This window comes from Mesorhizobium sp. M0960 (assembly GCF_040319055.1).
Classification (GTDB): domain Bacteria; phylum Pseudomonadota; class Alphaproteobacteria; order Rhizobiales; family Rhizobiaceae; genus Mesorhizobium.
This window is the reverse complement of the sequence record NZ_JAMYNN010000002.1, coordinates 124,532-142,784: the sequence shown is the minus strand read 5'-3', so window position 1 is coordinate 142,784 and position 18,253 is coordinate 124,532. Positions and strand designations below refer to the sequence as shown.

The 18,253-nt window shown below is 62.5% G+C and carries 15 protein-coding genes; 8 read left to right on the top strand and 7 right to left on the bottom strand.

Translation table 11 applies throughout. The features are described 5' to 3' along the window. Position 1: 1 nt before the first annotated feature. A complete protein-coding gene (locus NKH63_RS05695; RefSeq protein ID WP_502896301.1) occupies positions 2 to 1,195 on the top strand; it encodes an IS91 family transposase in 1,194 nt (397 codons plus the stop codon). Between the two features lie 419 nt (positions 1,196 to 1,614). On the opposite strand, the gene NKH63_RS05690 is transcribed toward NKH63_RS05695, so the two are convergent. Then, a complete protein-coding gene (locus NKH63_RS05690; protein ID WP_352917690.1) occupies positions 1,615 to 4,470 on the bottom strand; it encodes an ATP-binding protein in 2,856 nt (951 codons plus the stop codon). A gap of 226 nt (positions 4,471 to 4,696) precedes the next feature. On the opposite strand from NKH63_RS05690, the gene NKH63_RS05685 reads away from it, so the two are divergent. The 7 genes from NKH63_RS05685 to NKH63_RS05655 all read left to right on the top strand — a co-directional run bounded on the left by NKH63_RS05685 (position 4,697) and on the right by NKH63_RS05655 (position 11,274). Continuing rightward, positions 4,697 to 6,058: an epoxide hydrolase family protein gene (locus NKH63_RS05685; protein WP_352917689.1), complete on the top strand. Its 1,362-nt coding sequence runs from the start codon at positions 4,697 to 4,699 to the stop codon at positions 6,056 to 6,058. An 87-nt stretch (positions 6,059 to 6,145) separates the two neighbouring features. Continuing rightward, on the top strand, positions 6,146 to 6,574 hold the full coding sequence (locus NKH63_RS05680; RefSeq protein ID WP_352917688.1) for a DUF6130 family protein: 429 nt from the start codon (positions 6,146 to 6,148) through the stop codon (positions 6,572 to 6,574). After that, complete coding sequence (locus NKH63_RS05675; protein WP_352917687.1) at positions 6,571 to 7,851, top strand: epoxide hydrolase family protein; 1,281 nt, start codon at positions 6,571 to 6,573, stop codon at positions 7,849 to 7,851. The genes NKH63_RS05680 and NKH63_RS05675 overlap by 4 nt, the downstream gene beginning before the upstream one ends. Positions 7,852 to 7,888: 37 nt before the next feature. Beyond that, positions 7,889 to 8,545 carry a VOC family protein gene (locus tag NKH63_RS05670; protein WP_352917809.1) on the top strand — a complete coding sequence of 219 codons (657 nt, stop codon included), beginning with the start codon at positions 7,889 to 7,891 and terminating at the stop codon, positions 8,543 to 8,545. Positions 8,546 to 8,590: 45 nt separating this feature from the next. Continuing rightward, complete coding sequence (locus NKH63_RS05665; protein ID WP_352917686.1) at positions 8,591 to 9,736, top strand: redoxin domain-containing protein; 1,146 nt, start codon at positions 8,591 to 8,593, stop codon at positions 9,734 to 9,736. A 28-nt stretch (positions 9,737 to 9,764) separates the two neighbouring features. Further along, positions 9,765 to 10,799: an alpha/beta fold hydrolase gene (locus NKH63_RS05660; protein ID WP_502896300.1), complete on the top strand. Its 1,035-nt coding sequence runs from the start codon at positions 9,765 to 9,767 to the stop codon at positions 10,797 to 10,799. Positions 10,800 to 10,854: 55 nt separating this feature from the next. Further along, positions 10,855 to 11,274, top strand: coding sequence for an Ohr family peroxiredoxin (locus NKH63_RS05655; protein ID WP_352917685.1), 420 nt, complete (start codon positions 10,855 to 10,857; stop codon positions 11,272 to 11,274). Positions 11,275 to 11,639: 365 nt separating this feature from the next. On the opposite strand, the gene NKH63_RS05650 is transcribed toward NKH63_RS05655, so the two are convergent. The 6 genes from NKH63_RS05650 to NKH63_RS05625 form a co-directional block, all read right to left on the bottom strand. Further along, on the bottom strand, positions 11,640 to 13,568 hold the full coding sequence (locus NKH63_RS05650; RefSeq protein WP_352917808.1) for an adenylate/guanylate cyclase domain-containing protein: 1,929 nt from the start codon (positions 13,566 to 13,568) through the stop codon (positions 11,640 to 11,642). Positions 13,569 to 14,211: 643 nt separating this feature from the next. Further along, positions 14,212 to 14,916, bottom strand: a complete 705-nt coding sequence (locus NKH63_RS05645; protein ID WP_023722328.1) for a GntR family transcriptional regulator — start codon at positions 14,914 to 14,916, stop codon at positions 14,212 to 14,214. Between the two features lie 102 nt (positions 14,917 to 15,018). Further along, positions 15,019 to 15,759 carry an aspartate/glutamate racemase family protein gene (locus NKH63_RS05640; protein ID WP_352917684.1) on the bottom strand — a complete coding sequence of 247 codons (741 nt, stop codon included), beginning with the start codon at positions 15,757 to 15,759 and terminating at the stop codon, positions 15,019 to 15,021. An 8-nt stretch (positions 15,760 to 15,767) separates the two neighbouring features. Beyond that, positions 15,768 to 16,490: an ABC transporter ATP-binding protein gene (locus tag NKH63_RS05635; RefSeq protein WP_352917683.1), complete on the bottom strand. Its 723-nt coding sequence runs from the start codon at positions 16,488 to 16,490 to the stop codon at positions 15,768 to 15,770. Between the two features lie 2 nt (positions 16,491 to 16,492). Continuing rightward, on the bottom strand, positions 16,493 to 17,272 hold the full coding sequence (locus NKH63_RS05630; protein ID WP_352917682.1) for an ABC transporter ATP-binding protein: 780 nt from the start codon (positions 17,270 to 17,272) through the stop codon (positions 16,493 to 16,495). A 4-nt stretch (positions 17,273 to 17,276) separates the two neighbouring features. Further along, entirely contained in the window at positions 17,277 to 18,251 is a 975-nt protein-coding gene (locus NKH63_RS05625) for a branched-chain amino acid ABC transporter permease (RefSeq protein WP_352917681.1), read from the bottom strand. Positions 18,252 to 18,253: the final 2 nt, after the last annotated feature.

Genomic DNA, 18,253 nt, shown 5'->3' with positions numbered 1-18,253 from the left:
GGTGCGCGCAGACCTGGAGGTCGCCGATATCTTCCGTGCTGCCGGCCCCGGATACCGGGTCGCCCACGCCGGGCATCTGAGCCTGCAGCAGCTCAAGGTCATGTCGGCGATCGAACACTGCCGCACCGCTGCATTGGGTGGTCATGTCGAAGCCTGCGCGGACTGCGGTCAATGGCGGATCGCTTATAACAGCTGCCGCAACCGGCACTGTCCCAGGTGCCAGGGCGCCGCCGCGCGTACATGGCTCGCCGAGCGCGAAGCCGACCTGCTGCCAGTCGGTTACTTCCACGTCGTGTTCACGCTGCCCGCCGAGGTCGCCGTCATCGCCTTCCACAACAAGGCGCTGGTCTATGACCTGCTGTTCAAGGCGGCATCGGAGACGATGCTGACGATCGCGGCGGATCCCAAGCACCTCGGCGCGCGCATCGGCATCACTGCCGTGCTCCACACATGGGGCTCGGCAATGACACACCATCCTCATGTCCACATGATCGTGCCGGGCGGCGGCATCGCGCCGGACGGGTCACGCTGGATATCGTCGCGGCCAGCCTTCCTTCTCCCAGTCAAAGTACTGGGCAAGCTGTTCCGCCGTCTGTTCCTGACTCGGCTGGTCGCGCTGCACGACGCCGGTCGGCTCGCCCTCTTCGGATCGGCGGCTCACCTGGCCGACCGTCGGGCTTTCCTGCGTCATCTGAAGCCTGTTCGCAGCAAGCGCTGGGTGGTCTATGCCAAGCCGCCCTTCGCTGGGCCGGAAGCGGTGCTCGCCTACCTGTCGCGCTACACTCACCGGGTCGCCATCTCGAACCGCCGCCTGATCACCTTCGATGAGGCTGGAGTCACCTTCCGCTACAAGGACTATCGCCGCGATGGTGTCGAGCGCCAGCGCGCCATGACGCTTGCCGCCGACGAGTTCATCCGCCGCTTCCCGCTCCATGTCCTGCCGCGTGGGTTCCACCGCATCCGTCACTATGGACTGCTCGCCGGCTCCGCCCGCAAGGCCAGCCTCGCACTCGCGCGCAAACTGCTGGGCGTCGCTCCGCCGCCCGAAAACGACACTCCAGAAGAACCGGCTGACGTCCGCCCGCCTTGCCCTTGCTGCGGCGGGCGCATGGTGGTCATCGAGAGGTTCGAACGGTGGTGCCAGCCTCGTGCGCCGCCAACCTCACGAGCGCCGAACCGGGAGAACACCTCATGACCCGGCATGACCAAGTTGCTCGTACGACCGCGCCACGCCGGCGACGGTCAACGGGATGTTATGTGCACATTGCCGTCGAGCCGGTCGTCACGCACACCAATCCCGTCGGAATCAACGCTCCAGGCTCTGCGACCGGGCCCGGAAGCCGCTTCCACGACATGCCCACCGCATCCCATGCGGAAGTTCGCCCCAGGCGCTGGCACGCTCCGAAACACAAATCCCCATAGGCCGTCGTCTGCGGCCCGCGGGTTCCTGCATGAGAGACTTTCGTACGCCTGACGGCACCCGAAACCCTTCAGCATGTCGGTCATTCAGCCAGCCACTCCTGTCCTCCCGAAGCCGACATTAATAGTGCCCACACCACCGTCGAAATTGCGCCGAGAGGGGACGACACCATTAGGAGAAGTGGCATTGAGGCTCTACCTCAGTGTCGCCAGCAGGTGTTCGGCAGCCCCGACATCCGCCGTATTCAGGCTCTCCACAAAATACGCCGCAACCGACTGCAAGAGCTCGCGAGCGCTGTTGATCTCCCCGCGCCCGGCCATCAGCGTCGCCATGTCGATTGCGGTTCGCAACTCCCATGCCCGTGCGCGCTGACTTCGGCTCAACTCCAGTGCCTGCATGAGGTAGGCGGCAGCTTCATCACGGTTGCGCTCCGACTGGAGAAGGAGGCTTCCCTTCATCCGTAGCAACTCCGGGAGGTACAACTGGTCGCCGTTCTTTTCGACTTGACCAAGCGACTCGTCGATCAACGCAATGGCTTCATCAACCTGACCGATCGCGGACAGTCCCCTAACTAGCGAGAGGTTGAGCGGCGTCGTGAGCAATTCATAAGGCGCCGCGTGGAGCTTCCGAAGAGATGTCTGCAGGCCCTCGACGCCGCTTTTTGCATCGCCCTGACGGATCGCGACTTCGCTTTTGAAGCCCCGACCGACCAGCAGGTAAGGAGTCATGGAATGGGATTCCGCGCGGGCGATGAGCATATCTATGTACGCCTCGGCGCTCTTCAGGTCACCGGTCCACAGGAAGACCGATATCGCCCAGATCAACGCGATCGCCAACGTTAGAGAATGATCCATGGCGGCAGCCTCTTCGACGGCCTGTCGGGCGTGTGCCATGGCTTGGTCCGGATGGCCTTGTAGCCAAAGGTTCCTCGCCAGGATGGCCCTGGCCAGGATTTTGCCTTCGAAGCCCAGATAGATCGTCGTGGTCCGCTGGGAGCGCGGCCCACGGTCGAGCGCCGCCTCCAGCTCTGCGCGGGCCTCCGCGAGGTCGCCTCGCAGGTGGAGCGAGATGCCCAGGATCGAGTGTGCCAGCGCGTTGACGACCGAGTCGTCCAAGGTCGCGGCTGTGGCTGAACAACGCCTTGCAAACTCAAGGGCGGTTGCGAAATTGCCCGTCCGCAGATGGAACATGTTGAGCGAACCCAACAGACGCACCCGGTCCAGCGGATCGCCGCGCTGCTGGGCGATCGCCAGGCTCCTCTCCAGAGCTACGCGCGCCCTGTCGCGTCCTCCCCGCATGAACATGAAGGACACGCCGAGGGCTGCCTGAAGATGCATCTCGTCAAGTCCGCCAAGGGCGGCATCGTCGAAAGCGAATATTGCTCTTTCAGACCAGCGATGACACTCCGGCAACAAGGACATTGCCAGGAAAACCGGCGCGACAGCGCTGGCGAGTCCGACGCCGATGTCGGCGTTTCCGCTGTCGCCGAAGCACCATTCCAGGGCAGCCCGGACATTGTTGATGGCGGCGAAGTGGGGCGCCCGCTCCTCACCGGTCGCCAGGCTTGGCCACTCGATCCCGGTCTGCTCCAGCCATCTCCGATAGTAGGCGGCGTGGCGCACTGCCAGATCGGCAGCCTCGGCGTCATCGATCCGGATGTCGAGAACGTAGGCGCGCGTCGTATCGAGGAGCCTGTAGCGCATCATTGCTCCAACCGGACGCGTCGCCACGATCGATTTGGCGACAAGACTGTCCATGGCGCCAAGGACGGTCGATCGGTCGAGGGTCGCGCTCGTCACGACCTCCAGGGCGGCATCGAGCGTGAAATGACCGACGAATACAGCGAGCCTGCGAAGCACCACGCGCTCAACGTCGGTCAGGAGCCCAAAGCTCCAGTCTAGTGTCGCCTGCAAGGTCTGCTGACGCGGCGGCGCTGTCCGTGAACCGAGCCACAGCAGTGTCAGGCGTTGATCGAGAAGCGCGGCTGTCTGCTGCAGCCCATAGGATTCGACACGTCTGGCCGCCAGTTCGATCGAGAGCGCCACCCCGTCAAGCTTTCGGCAGATGCTTGCGATGATCAAGGCCTCGGCGTCGCCGACGTCCAAACGAGCGCCACCTGCCACCGCTCGCTCGACGAACAGCTGGGTGGCCGGGAATGTCTGGACGATGGCCGCCGTTAGCCCCGGTTCGTCGGGCGGAAACGCAAGCGCATCCAACCGGCAGATATGTTCGCCCTCGACCCGAAGCGCCTCGCGGCTCGTCGCCAGGATGTAGACCTGTGACGCCGCATCGACGATGCTCGAGGCCAGAGGCGCCACCGCATCCACGAGATGCTCACAGGTATCGAGGATCAAGAGAATCCGCTTGTTGCGCAAGTAAGCGATCAGGTTGGGCGTCGCATCCTCTGTTTGAACCGTTAGTCCAAGCATCGAGGCGACGGCTGTCGTCACCAGACCGGGATCGCCGATCATTCCCAGATCGACGAACAAGACCGCCCCTGAAAATGCTTCGATCAGGTGATGCCCGACTGCGATCGCGACGGTGGTTTTGCCGACGCCACCGGCGCCAACGATGGTGACGAACCGCGAAGCATTCAGCTGCACCGACAGCTTAAGAACATCCTCGTCCCGTCCGACCATCCGGCTCAAGCGGTTTGGAAGATTCGCGTGCGGAAACTCAGCGGCAATGAATAGGGCTTCGTCGCGTGGGCTGTTTAATCGCAAAACCGGCGCAACGAAGCAATAGCCCCGCCCCGGAAGCGTCGCGATGTACCGCGCGCCATCCTTTCCATCGCCCAGCGCCCTGCGCAGTCCGGTCATGTGGAACCGCAGGCTGCCTTCCTCGACGACGACATCCGGCCAAACCCGCGACATTAGATCTTTCTTGCTGACGACTTCATTCGGTGCAGAGGTCAGGACTATGAGAATGTCGATGGCGCGCGAACCCAACTCTACGGGAGCGCCTTCTCTTGTCAGGAGCCTTTCACCCGCAGCAAAATGGAAAGGGCCAAACGACAATCTGTCTTTGGCTTGTATTCCCGTTTTCGTCATGGCGTCTTCTTTTGGAGCCGCCTGCACCCAGCGCCGCAGTTTAAGTCAAGGAGCGCTCCTGCACCATAGGGAGTCTCACAGTCTAGGCGCCTCCTATCTGCTCAAAAAAGCGGCAGGCTGGCAGCGGCTAACACAAGCTCACGACGCATAACGGGCTAATCCCGCCTCCTGGGCGTAGTTCAAGCTACGTAGATAGATCGCAAACCCATCAACCCAGGAGAGACCCATGGACACGACCAGAACCTCCGAAGCAATCGACCAGGATCGCCGGCGACTTTTGGGCACTGCGGCGGCCGGCATCGCCGCCGCCGGCGCGGCAAGCCTGCTCCCGTCGCAATTGGCCGCCGCATCCACGAGCGATGCCATCCGCCCTTTCTCCGTCAGTTTCCCGCAGGAGGAGATCAATGAGCTGCGCCGGCGCATCGCCGCCACGCGCTGGCCCGAGCGCGAACTCGTCTCCGACGAGGCGTCCCGGCGGATCTGGTCGACCCCAGCAACTGTAGGGCCAACGCAGGGCGTGCAACTCGCCACAATGCAGAAGCTCATGCAGTACTGGCGAACGGAATACGATTGGAGCAAGTGCGAGGCGCAGTTGAAGGCGCTGCCGAATTTCGTCACTGAGATCGATGGGCTCGACATCCACTTCATCCATGTGAAGTCTAAGCATCAGGGCGCCCTGCCTGTCATCATCACGCACGGCTGGCCCGGTTCGGTCATCGAACTTTTGAAGATCATCGACCCGTTCACCAATCCCACTGCGCACGGAGGCACGGAGGCGGAGGCGTTCGACGTGGTGATCCCGTCGATGCCGGGCTACGGCTTTTCCGGCAAGCCCACCGAAACCGGTTGGGATCCCGGGCGCATCGCGCGGGCGTGGATCGTGCTGATGAAACGCCTTGGCTACGACCGCTACGTCGCGCAGGGCGGCGATTGGGGAGCACTCATCACGGAACAGATGGCCCTGATCGCACCTCCCGAGCTGGTCGCCATCCACACGAATATGCCGGGGACCATTCCGCCGGAGATCGTGAAGGCGCTGGCCTCCGGCGGTCCGCCCCCCGCTGATCTTGGCCCCGACGAGAAGCGTGCCTACGAGCAGGTAGCGTTCTTCTACAAAAACGGCCTGGGCTACGCCAACGAGATGGCTCTTCGTCCGCAAACGCTCTACGGGATCGTCGATTCACCGGCCGGCCTGGCGGCGTGGATCCTCGATCACGATGCGGACAGTTATGCGCTGATCGCCCGCTCCTTCGATGGAGAGCCGGAGGGCCTTACCCGCGACGACATCCTCGACAACATCACGTTCTACTGGCTGACGAACACGGCGATCTCGTCGGCACGTCTCTATTGGGAACATACGCAAACGGCGAAGGCCGGCTTCTTCGACGCCAAGGGCATCACCATTCCCGTCGGTGCGACTGCGAACCCCAGTGAAATCTACACCGCACCGAAGAGTTGGACCGAACGCGCGTTCCCGAAGCTTCTGCACTATGGCCGCACGGACAAGGGCTGCCATTTCGCCGCCTGGGAGCAGCCGAAGAGTTTCACCGATGAGGTGCGCGCAACATTCAAGACGTTGCAGACATGACGTGTTGGCGGGGGATGGCGCGCCGGACGCTCGTCATCTTCCGCCCAGCGATAGCTGCGTAGCGAACCTCCGAAGGGAGCGACTGCAATGAACCCCCTCATCAAGACGCTCACCGCACTCGCGGTTTGCACCGTGCTCGCCACGGGCGCGTTTGCCCAGAGCACGGTCGTTCCCATCGACAACGAGCCCGCACCCAAGCTGATCGTGGAGCCGCCGCTTCCGGGTCCGTTGGCCAGCGGCGTCGTGTTCATCCCGTACCGGATGGAGAACTTGCGCATCCTGCCTGTGGGCGGGGCGGCCGCGCGCAACGTGTCTCCGCGGGTCGGGCATCTGCACGTCACCGTCGACGACCTGCCTTGGGCGTGGGCGGACTACGGTCAGAGCAACACCATCATCTTGGTTGGCATGCCAAGCGGCCAGCACAAGGTGCTGATCGAGGTGGTGGATCCCGAAGGCAAAGTCTTCACCAAACAAACGGTGACGTTCCACACTCCGGACAAGAAGGTGCAGCCATGAGGCTCGACCAACTGGCGGCCGTGCTGGCATTCGGGCTTTGCATCCTTTCCGCGCCCGCCTCCGCCAACCCGGTCGAGGATCGCTCGATCCGGCCCTTCAAAGTCTATGTGCCGCAAGCGCCGCTCGATGATCTTCGCAGTCGCATTGCGCAGACAAGGTGGCCCGACCGGGAGATGGTCGATGACCAGTCGCAGGGCATACAGCTCGCGAAGATCAGGCCGCTCGTCGAGTATTGGGGCACGGCCTACGACTGGCGGACAGCGGAAGCGAAGCTGAATTCCCTGCCCCAGTTCATGACCACGATCGACGGAGTGGACATCCACTTCATTCACGTTCGCTCGAAACATCCCAATGCCCTGCCGCTGATCATGACGCATGGCTGGCCCGGCTCGGTGCTGGAACTGCTCAAGACCGTCGGCCCTCTCACCGATCCCACGGCGCATGGCGGTAGCCCGGAAGACGCGTTCGACCTCGTACTGCCGTCGTTGCCGGGTTTCGGCTTCTCCGGCAAACCCACAGATACCGGCTGGGGTACAGACCGCATTGCACGAGCCTGGGCAGAGCTGATGAAGCGCCTTGGCTACACAGATTACGTCGCCCAGGGCGGCGACTGGGGCTCTCCCGTTTCGAATGCAATGGGACGTCTGGCCCCGGCAGGCCTGCTCGGCATTCATGTCAACCTGCCGGCTGTCGTACCGCCAGAGATTGCCGCGGTGCTCGCCGCCGGCGGACCGGCGCCGGCGGGGCTCATGGACAAGGAGCGCGCGGCGTTCGATGCGCTCAGCATGGCCGCCAAGATGGGGAACAGATCCTACGCCACGATGATGGGCACCCGGCCCCAGACGATCGGTTACGCCATCAATGACTCCCCCGCAGGGCTCGCCGCTTGGATGCTCGGGCATCCGGGCTTTTCGGGCTGGACCTACGACAAAAGCGACCCCGAAAAGTCGCCTGACGAGGTGCTGGACGATATCACGCTGTACTGGCTGACGGACACCGCCACCTCGTCCGGGCGAATTTACTGGGAGTACGGCGGCGGGCGCAGTCCCGTTTTTGCCGGCCCTGAAAAGACCAGCGAAGTCTCGCTGCCGGTGGCCATCACGGTCTTTCCGGGGGAAGGCTATCAGGCCCCCGAGACGTGGGCCCGGCGCGCCTACCCCAACCTGATCTACTTCCATGAGGTCGACAAAGGCGGCCACTTCGCCGCGTGGGAGCGGCCGGAGCTCTTTTCTGCCGAGTTGCGCGCCGCGTTCAGGCCGCTGCGGCAAACCAAATAACCACCTCACTCGAAAGGAACGACAAATGTCTCAAACCATGAAAACGCCCCGTGACGAAAAGCACGAAACTGCGACCGGGACCCTCAAAAAGCAGGCGCTCGACATGAAGCTCGAGGTCGTGGTCATCCCCGTCTCGGACGTCGATCGCGCCAAGAGCTTTTATATCGGCCTGGGCTGGCGGCTCGACGGCGATTTCGTCGTCGGCGATACGTTCCGGGGTGTGCAGTTCACACCTCCGGGCTCGCCTGCCTCGATCCACTTCGGCACGGGGGTCACGACGGCGGAGCCCGGCTCGGCAAGCGGGCTTTATCTTGTCGTGTCGGACATCGAGGCGGCGTGCGCCGAGCTCATTGGCCACGGCGCCGAGGTCAGCGAGGCGTTTCACCGCACAGGTCCCGGCAAGCCGGCGGTCAAGGGGCGCGATCCCGAGCGGCGCAGCTACTCCTCGTTCGCGACGTTCAAGGACCCGGACGGCAACGAATGGCTGCTGCAGGAAATCACCACCCGCTTTCCCGGCCGGATCGACACCACGACCTACGCTTCCGGAGCGGATCTTGTTGCCGCGCTGCGACGCGCGTCGGAGGCCCACGGCGAGCACGAGAAGCGCAACGGCGGCCAGCGCGATGAGAACTGGCCGGACTGGTACGCGGAATACATGGTGGCTGAGCAGGCCGGCAAAGAGCTTCCGCTCTGAAGGATTCAGCGCGCAGCGCGCCGCTGAACCGTCTGCGCGGCGATATTGATCGAAACTGAAAAGGCGTCGTCGATGAAAGCAATTAAGCTGCTCGTCGCCGTGGCGCTCGCAATGGCAATCGGGGCTCCGATTGCCAGTTTTCTGGGAGACACGAATGTGGCTCAGCCGATAGCCTCCGCACCGATGAGGGTTCCGTTCCTTCACGGACTTTCCTCCGACCAGTTCGAGGGTCAATCCGAGCTTGCTTCGCTTGGCGTGGCGCACGAGTGGATAAATTCGCCGCCGCTGACGGCGTCGGCTTTGCATGGCAAGGTCGTCCTCATCGATTTCTGGACCTACACCTGCATCAACTGGCTGCGCACGCTTCCCTACGTTCAGGCCTGGGACGAGAAATACCGGAAGCATGGTTTGGTGGTGATCGGAATCCACGCGCCGGAGTTCTCGTTCGAAAAAGACCTGAACAACGTGCACCGGGCGGTGAAAGACCTGGGGATCGATTACCCGATCGCCGTCGACAACGACCATCTCATATGGCGGGCTTTCAGCAACCAGTACTGGCCGGCACTCTATTTCGTCGATTCGCGGGGACGCGTCCGGTATCACCACTTTGGCGAGGGCTCATACCAACAGTCGGAAATGGTCATCCAGGAATTGCTGACTGAGGCTGGCGCCGGCGGATTCGACCGTGAGCCTGTGTCGGTGGATGCCCGCGGCATCGAGGCCGCGGCCGATTGGGAGACCCTCAAGTCTCCGGAAAATTATCTCGGCTACGAACGCACCCAGAATTCTGCCTCCGGCGGTGAAGCGGTCTTGGACGCGCCGCACATCTACGACGTGCCGGCGCGACTACGCCTGAATGAGTGGGGGCTGTCTGGCAGTTGGACGGTAAGGAAAGAAACCGCCGTACTGAACAAGTCCGATGCCCGCATCGCGTACCGTTTTCACGCGCGCGACCTTCATCTGGTCATGGGTCCGGCAGCGCCGGGAACGTCTGTGAGATTTCGCGTGCTGATCGACGGGCAGCCGCCAGGCACGGCTCACGGCATCGACGTCAATGAAATGGGCGAAGGCGCAGTGACAGAGCAGCGCCTGTACCAACTGATCCGACAATCGAAACCCATCGTCGATCGCCAGTTCGAGATCGAGTTTCTCGACTCAGGCGTGGAGGTCTTTGCATTCACGTTCGGCTGATCGCCCGCGCAAGGATAGAGGTTCCCAAATGCATTCGCTCAATATCCCCGATGAAATCGACCAAGATCGCCGTCGGTTCTTTGGCGCCGCCGCGATGGCTGTCGCCGCCACTCAGTTCGGCCTGATCGGCCCGGCACAAGCGCAACAGACGACTGGAGAGCCTGCGGCGTCCTTTGGGCCCTTGAAGCGGATCGAGGCCGGCGTGCTGAGCGTCGGCTATGCGGAACTTGGACGGACCGACGGCCCGCCCGTCATCCTGCTACATGGCTGGCCGTATGACATCCACACCTATGCCGATGTCGCTCCTCTGCTGGCAGCGAAAGGCCACCGCGTGATTGTTCCCTACCTGCGCGGATACGGCACGACCCGATTCCTGTTGGACGACACGATGCGCAACGGTCAGCAGTCAGCGATTGCCGCGGACATTGTCGCCCTGATGGACGCACTGGGCATCGAAAAGGCGACGATTGGCGGCTGCGACTGGGGCGCGCGCACCGCGAACATCATTGCCGCACTATGGCCTGAACGCTGCAAGGCGATGGTCTCGGTGAGCGGCTACCTCATCGGCAACCAGCAAGCCGGCAAGCTGCCGCTGCCACCCAAGGCCGAGCTGCAATGGTGGTATCAATATTACTTCGCCACCGATCGCGGCCGCGCCGGCTACGAGAAATACACACGAGATTTCACCAGGCTGATCTGGCAACTCGCGTCGCCGCGGTGGAATTTCGACGATGCCACATTCGAGCGCAGCGCCGCAGCCTTCGACAATCCCGATCACGTGGCCATTGTGGTCCACAATTATCGCTGGCGGCTCGGACTCGCCGCCGGCGAGCAGCAATACGACGCGTTCGAGGAGCGACTCGCGCAGGCACCGGTCATCGGCGTGCCGACGATCACCCTCGAAGGCGACGCCAATGGCGCGCCGCATCCGGACGCCAGCGTATACGCCACGATGTTCCCGGGCAGATACGCGCATCGGGTCGTCACCGGCGGCATCGGGCACAACCTGCCCCAGGAAGCGCCGCAGGCCTTTGCCGATGCCGTTGTCGAAGTCGACGCCTGATCGAGTTCGCGGCAACCGCCGAAGCGGCGGTTACCGCTACCAGCAAAGAATGCCCATGAGCCACATCACAAGGGTTGTCTATACGGCCAGGACCGCAACCACGGGCAGTCGCGAAAATGGCGCCTCGCGCAGTTCCGACGGCCTTCTGGACATCTGGCTATCGACGCCTGGATCGGCGCGCATCGGCACCAATCCGGAGCAGTTGCTCGCGGCCGGCTGGTCGGCCAGCTTCGCAGGCGCAATCGCATCTGCGGCCCACGAACGAAAAATCGCGCTGCCTGCAGGGATGAGCATCGAGGCCGAGGTGAATCTGAACTACGGAGAAAACGGCCACTTTCTTAGCGTCCAACTGGATATTGCCGTGCCGAGTCTGGAGCGCGATGTGGTACAAATTCTGGTGGATGAAGCGCACGAGATTTGTCCTTACTCCAAAGCGACACGGGGCAACATCGATGTCGTAATGAGGATCGTCTGATTTGACCTAAATCGCTCTTCGGCGTTGAAGCTTTTGGCACCTCGCTCCCAGTCTGTTCAGGGTCAGATGATGATCATGCCCACATCGACGTGAATGTCCGCTTTCGATATCCACGGGCTCGAAGCTGCCGATCCGTTGTCGGCCCATTCCTGACATAATCGCCACTGCTCAGAAAATCACTTGCTCAGCCGGCTTCCACCGTAGGGATACTCACTTGAGCGTTTGACCCTGAGTTCTTCGTTCGCTAGCGGGAGCCTCGCGCGGCGTCACAACCATATGTGTCATCGCCTCCAACCTTCGGCGACAGCGCCCGCCAGTGCCGGGGCGATTCGCGGCTCACGTCTCCCTTTTGCGCCGAGCTTGTTCTATGGCTGCCCGAGAGGCTGCGCCTCCCCCGCCTCGCATTCCGGCAGCCGCACAGGTTTGGCGAGTTTTGCCAGCGACCCGGTCTTGGCACACGCCGGGAAGCCGGCTAGCGGCATTGTCTCGATGAAACGACCGCGCTCCGTCTTGCTCAAGCTGAATTCATTGACCATGCCCTCGACGGTCAGGTCCGGATACCGTTTGAGGGTTTCCCGGACCGAAGCATTCGCCTCATCGATTCGACCCAGAGCCGCAAAGGAGCTGCTACGCACCACCCAACCCCCTTTGCCGTAGTTATCGGGCGTCTTGCGCTCCAGCATCTTCAAGGCGTCCTCATAGCGACCAGCCATAAAATAGGCAGTGGAGTAGAAAGCAGTTGCCCACATCGGGTAATTCGGGTCGAGCCGTATAACTTGGTCGACCAACTGAGCGCCGCGTTCGGGTTCGTCGAAGCCTGCCGCAAAGCCGGAATAGAATGTCAGGATTTCGGCCGAACCCGGAGCGAGGCGGAGGGCCGTGTCCAGCTCGACCTTGGCGCGGGCGTTGTCGCCCTTGTCTTTGAGGCTCATGCCAAAAACGGCGTGCGCCTCGGCGTCGCTCGGATCGAGCCGCACCGCGCGTTCGGCTACATCGGCAGCCGCCTTGATCTCGCTCTCGGGATTGATACCGAAGCCAGCCAATATGTTATGAGCATGATAAAGTTCCACCCAGGCGCGGGCGAACCCCGGGTCCAGCTCGACAGCGAGGTTGAGCAGCCTGATGGCCTCCTCCTCATCCGCTACGGCAATCTTTTCAATCCTTTCGGTTCCGAGCAGGTAGTAATCATAGACAGTCAAGTTGTCCGGCCGTTTACGCTTCGCTGCAGCCCGCCCCGCGCCTTGAATCAGCCCCACGCCGTTGCCGAGGCGGTTGGTGACCTGCTCGGCGATCTCGGTTTGAACGGCGAATACGTCTTCAGCAGGCCGGTCCCATCGCTCCGACCACAGATGGTTGCCGGTTTTTGCATCGATCAGCTGCGCGGTGATCCGCAGCCGACCGCCCAGGCGCTGGATCGAGCCTTCCAGCACATAGCCGACGTCGAGCGCACTCGCGACCTGGCGGACATCCAGCGACTTGCCTTTGTACGCTTGCGTCGAATTGCGTGCCACGACGTCGAGTTCGGGAAACTGCGCGAGATCGGTGATGATGTCTTCGGTGAGGCCATCGGCCAAACGCCCGGTGGCCCCGTCGCCGCCATAATTATTGAAGGGCAGCACCGCGATCGACGGCTTGGCCCCCAGTGGCGCAGGCTGAAAGACCCACCATGTCCCTCCACCCGCCAGAGCCAGCACCACGATGGCCGCCGCAGCCGTCCTGGCCCAGCGCGGCATCATTCCGAGAAGCGGGCGGCGCGCCGGCTTGCCATCGAGCCTCAGCCGGTACATCCGCACGGGGCGATTGATATTCTTGACTTGCTGCTCGCCAGCGAAATCGAGGGGCCAATCAAGCTTGCCCTGCAGATGGTCAAAGGCCGTGCCCGATACGATCACGCCGCCCGGGTCAGCGAGTTGCTGCAACCGAGCGGCGATATTGACGCCGTCGCCATACACATCGCCATCCACGAGCGCCACATCGCCAAGATTTATCCCGATGCGGAACACAATCCGCTCATGCTCCGGCAGTCCACCATTGCGAACGGCCACAGCTTTTTGAATTTCGGCTGCGCAGATTACCGCATCGACCACGCTGTCGAAGACGACAAGTGCGCCATCTCCTAATAGTTTGACAATTCGACCCTGGTGCAGAGCGATCGCCGTATCGGTTACGTCGGCCCGGATAGCTCTCAGGCGTCCGATGGTGCCAGCTTCGTCAATTTCGATCGCCGTTGAATAGCCGACCATATCCGCTGCAAGGATTGCCAGCAGTTTCCGGTTCAATGGAGGGACGATCATCATCCGGCCCCGGACCCAACATGGCTAAAATTGTACACCTATCGCGGCGCCCTGACGAGCCCGCCCGGCCAAAGCCAGGAGGTCGTCCATTAGCCCCGGTGGTCCGAAAGGTCGCTTCTGGCGCACAGCGGTCAGACGAGGCTGGACGCAAGGGCCGGCTATCTTGTCCAGTCATCTTGAAAGCTGACAGTCCGGTTCCGGCCCCTTCCAGGCATTCACAATGCCGGTCGATCGCCGATCTGACCGCCAGAGGCTGTTGACGTCGAAAACACATAAGCCGCTAGATGTTCCCCTTTTGTGCTTCCAAAGTCGCATAAACAGACAGTCTGGAACTGGCCTCTCGCGAGGGCCATCGACCGATCGCATCAGGTCGTATCTAAAGGCCGTAAGAAAAACCGGCAGTTTGCCAATCCTTGCTGCGACTGCGTGCCTCAAGCTCTGATCGGCGCATTGCCCGTCCGTTGTGCGGCAGCAGGAGTAGCCGAAGCTGGAGGGCAGCGCCGCGGACTCAACGAGCGCTACTGTTATGACGGCAGGAACGAAGAAGCAGTCCTCATGGACCGATGCATGCTATGCATTGCTTCGATCACGCCCAGCACGTGCGGACATAGGCGAACTCCGGCGAAGAGTTTGACAGCGGAGATCAGCGCAAGATGTCCGACAGGCTCTCGGGCTTCTTCTCGCCAAGCGACAGATCAAGGCCCGACAGAAGGTCGATGAGATGACTTTGCATCAGGTCGGACGCGTTTTTTGCGTCGTGCTTTTCGATGGAATCAACGAGGGCGTGATGGGCGTGGCTTTCGCAGGTGGTGTCGCGGCGGCGCCAGTAGAGCGCGATGATCAGCGACGACCGCGACAACAGGTCCTTGACGAAGCCGGTCAGGATCGAATGGCCGGCGATTTCAGCGATGCCGACATGGAATTTTGCCGACAGCATTATGGCGTCGCTGTCGCGGCCGGCATGCAGGGCCTCGTGCTCTTTTTCGAGATGAAGCCGCAGTTGCGCGATCTCGGCCGGCTTTGCCACTTCGGCGGCAAGCGCCGCGACCTTGGGCTCGATCAGCGCTCGCGCTTCGAACACCTCGCGCGCTTCCTGCTTGGTCGGCTGGGCGACGAACGCGCCGCGGTTCGGCTCGAGCCGAGCCAAGCGGTCATGCGACAGCGCCTGCAGCGCCGCGCGTATCACCGCGCGGCTCACCGAATAGATCGAGGCGAGCTCGTCCTCGGGCAGCTTTGTGCCCGGTGCGAGGCGGTGGCTGACGATGGCGTCGCGCAGGCCGGCATAGACCGGAAACCAGCGCATCGTCGGCTTGTCGCCATCCCGTGTCTTTGGTCCAAGCAGGTCCATCGTCTCATTGTCCCGGCGGCCGGATCGCATAGCGGCGCGAACACCGCGTTTCCGGCCGGACATCGAACATCCTGTGTGGGAATGTCAACAATTTTGCACGCATCAGGATACACGGCCGGAGGGCGAAAAGGACGCAAAGATTCCGGCGAAGGACTTTTCGAGTGGAACCTGGTAGCCGCCGCGCTTCGAGGTCGACAGGCCAAGGCTGACGAGGCTCTCGCAGAGTTGTACCGCGCAGGCGACGCCGTCGAGCACAGGAAGGCCATGTTCGCGGCTGAGCGCGGCGGCGAGGTCGGCCATGCCGGCGCATCCCAGCACAATCGCTTCGGCCCGGTCGTCGCGGATGGCGCGCTCGATCTCCTCCGAAATTCGATGGCGGGCGTCGGAGCCGGGCACTTCGAGCTCCAGAACGGGAACGTCGCTTGCCCGCACCCTAGCGCAGCGGCTGGCGAGGCCGTAGCGCACCAGATTGTGCTCGATCGCCGGCACCGAACGCGACAGCGTCGTCACCACGCTGAACTTGCCGGCAATTAGGCTTGCCATGTGAAACGCCGCTTCGCCGATGCCGACCACCGGCATCTCGCCGACGCAGCGTACTGCGTCGAGGCCGGTGTCGTCGAAGCAGGCGATGACGCAGGCGCTCGCCGCCGGATATCTCTGGATCTCGCCGATCATTCCCGGGATGGCGAAGACCTCGTCGAAATAGCCTTCGACGCTCGGCGGCCCGTCCTTCGGATTGACGGCGATGATCCTGGTGCCGGCCGAAGCCGCGCCGCGCGCCGCCTCGCTGATCTTTTCGGTCATGGACGCAGTGGTGTTGGGATTGACGACGAGTATGTCCATTTGCGCTTTCATATTTCGCCGCCGAGATAGAGTTTCTTGACCCGGTCGTCGCCAAGCAGCTCAGCCGAATGTCCGGCCAGCGCGATCTTTCCGGTCGTCAGTGCGTAGGCGCGCTGCGAGATGCGCAGCGCCATGCGCGAATTCTGCTCGACCAAGAGAACGCTGACCTTTTCGTCGCGATTGATCGCCACGATGGAGCGGGCGATGTCCTGGACGAGCTTCGGCGCGACGCCGAGCGAGGGTTCATCGAGCAGCAGAAGCTTCGGTTTGGCCATCAGCGCCCGCCCGATCACCAGCATCTGCTGTTCGCCGCCGCTCATCGTGCCCGCCGTCTGGGAATAGCGTTCCTTCAGGCGCGGAAAGCGCGCGAGCACCATGTCCAGCGTCCTGGCGCTTTCGGCCTTGTCGGTGCGGGTGAAGGCGCCCATCATCAGATTGTCGCGCACCGTCATGTAGGAAAAGACGCGCCGACCCTCCGGCACCATGGCGATGCCCATCCTGACCAGCTCGTCCGGGCGCGTTCCGTCGATGCGGTGGCCCCGGAAATGAATCTCGCCGCTGCGGACTTTCTTCAGGCCGGTGATGGCGCGCAGGATCGAGGATTTGCCCGCGCCGTTCGCGCCGATCAGCGCGACGGTCTCGCCCTCGTTGACGTTGAGCGACACGCCCTTCAGTGCATAGACATGGTCGTAGTAGAGTTCGATGTCGGAGACTTTCAGCAGTTCGCTCATGGCTAAAATCCGATCGTCTCATCTTCGACGCCGAGATAGGCCTCGATGACCTTTTCGTTCTCCTGGATTTCCTTCGGCGTTCCCTCGGCGATTTTCACACCGAAGTTCAGGACGACGATGCGGTCGGAAATGTTCATGACGGCGGGCATATCGTGCTCGACCAGCAGGACAGTCACGCCGCGCTTCCGCACGCCGCGCACCATCTCCACCGCGCGCACGGTTTCGTCATGGTTCATACCGGCGAAGGGCTCGTCGAGCAGAAGCACGGTCGGGTTGGTAGCGAGCCCGATGGCAATCCCGAGCGCGCGCAGATGGCCGTGCGGCAGCGTGCTGGCGATCTCATGCCGTTGCGCGCCGAGATCGAGGAAGTCGATGATCTCGTCGGCCGAGCGGCCGAATTCATCCTCGTCGCGCCGTGCGGTGTTCGTGCCGAGATAGAAGCCGGCAAGGCTGGCATTGGAACGCAGGTGATGCGCGATGATGACATTGTCGCGCACCGTCATGCCCTTGAAGATCGTCGTCTCCTGGAACGTGCGCACCACGCCCTTCCGGGCGACGATATGCGGCGCCAGGCCTGAAATCCGCTCTTCCCGGAATAGCACTTCGCCCGAGGTCGGATTGAGGAAAGAGGAAATCAACTTGAACAGCGTCGACTTGCCGGCGCCGTTGGGGCCGATGACGGAGAGGATTTCGCGTTCGCGGACCGCGAAGGAAACATTGTTGACCGCGACCAGCCCGCCGAAGCGTTTGGTCACTGCCTTGATCTGGAGAAGCTCAGTCATGGTCCTAGCCCTGCTTCTTGCCGAACAGCCTGAGGCTGAGCAGGCCGTTGGGAAGGAACAGCATCAGCGCGATCAGCACCGAAGAGAAGATCAGCAACTGGAACTCGCCGGTCTCGAACAGGAAATCCCAGCCGAAATAGAGCACGAAGGTGCCGATCATCGGCCCGAAGACGTGGCCGAGCCCGCCGAGAAAGCAGTTCAGCATGAAGTTCACCGAGTCGGTGACGGTGAAGCTCGACGGATAGATCGACTGCGAGATGGCGACGAACATCGCACCGCCGAGACCGCCGAGGAATGAGGAGATGGCGTAGGCGATAACGCGCAGATAGGCGATGTTGACGCCGATCGAGGAGGCCAGTTCCTCGTTCTGCTGCAACGACTGGCAGAGTTTGCCAATGCGCGAATGGACTAGGCGGTAGAGCGCCGCAAAGCACAGCACCATCAGCACAACCGACACCAGATAGAAGGCGGGACGCGGATTGGGGAGCGTCGCGAAATCTGGAAGGATGGTCAGCCCGAAGATCGAGATGCCGCCGGGGAGCGGAATGCTGACCATGCCCTTGGCTCCGTTGGTGATCGGCAGCGCCAGCGCGAGCAGCCGCGCCACTTCGGTCAAAACCAGCGTGACCATGGCGAAATAGACGCCGCGAAGCCTGAGGATGGGCAGTCCGATCAGCACGCTTGCAGCGGCGCAGAACAGCCCAGCCAGCGGCAGTGTCAGCCAGAACGACACACCGTACTGGACGACAAGAATGGCCGAAACATAGCCGCCCATAAGCGCGAAGGCGCCCTGGCCGATATTGATGCGGCCGATGTAGAAAGTCACCCACACCCCGGCGCTGGCGATGCTGAGCAGCGCGACCGAGGTCAGCGTGTAGTAGAGGTCGAGCCGACCGGTCGCCTCAATCAGCCAGGGCACGCCGACGAGTACGACCAGCAGGAAGACAGCGACGACGAGGATGTTGCGTGTACGCTTCATGT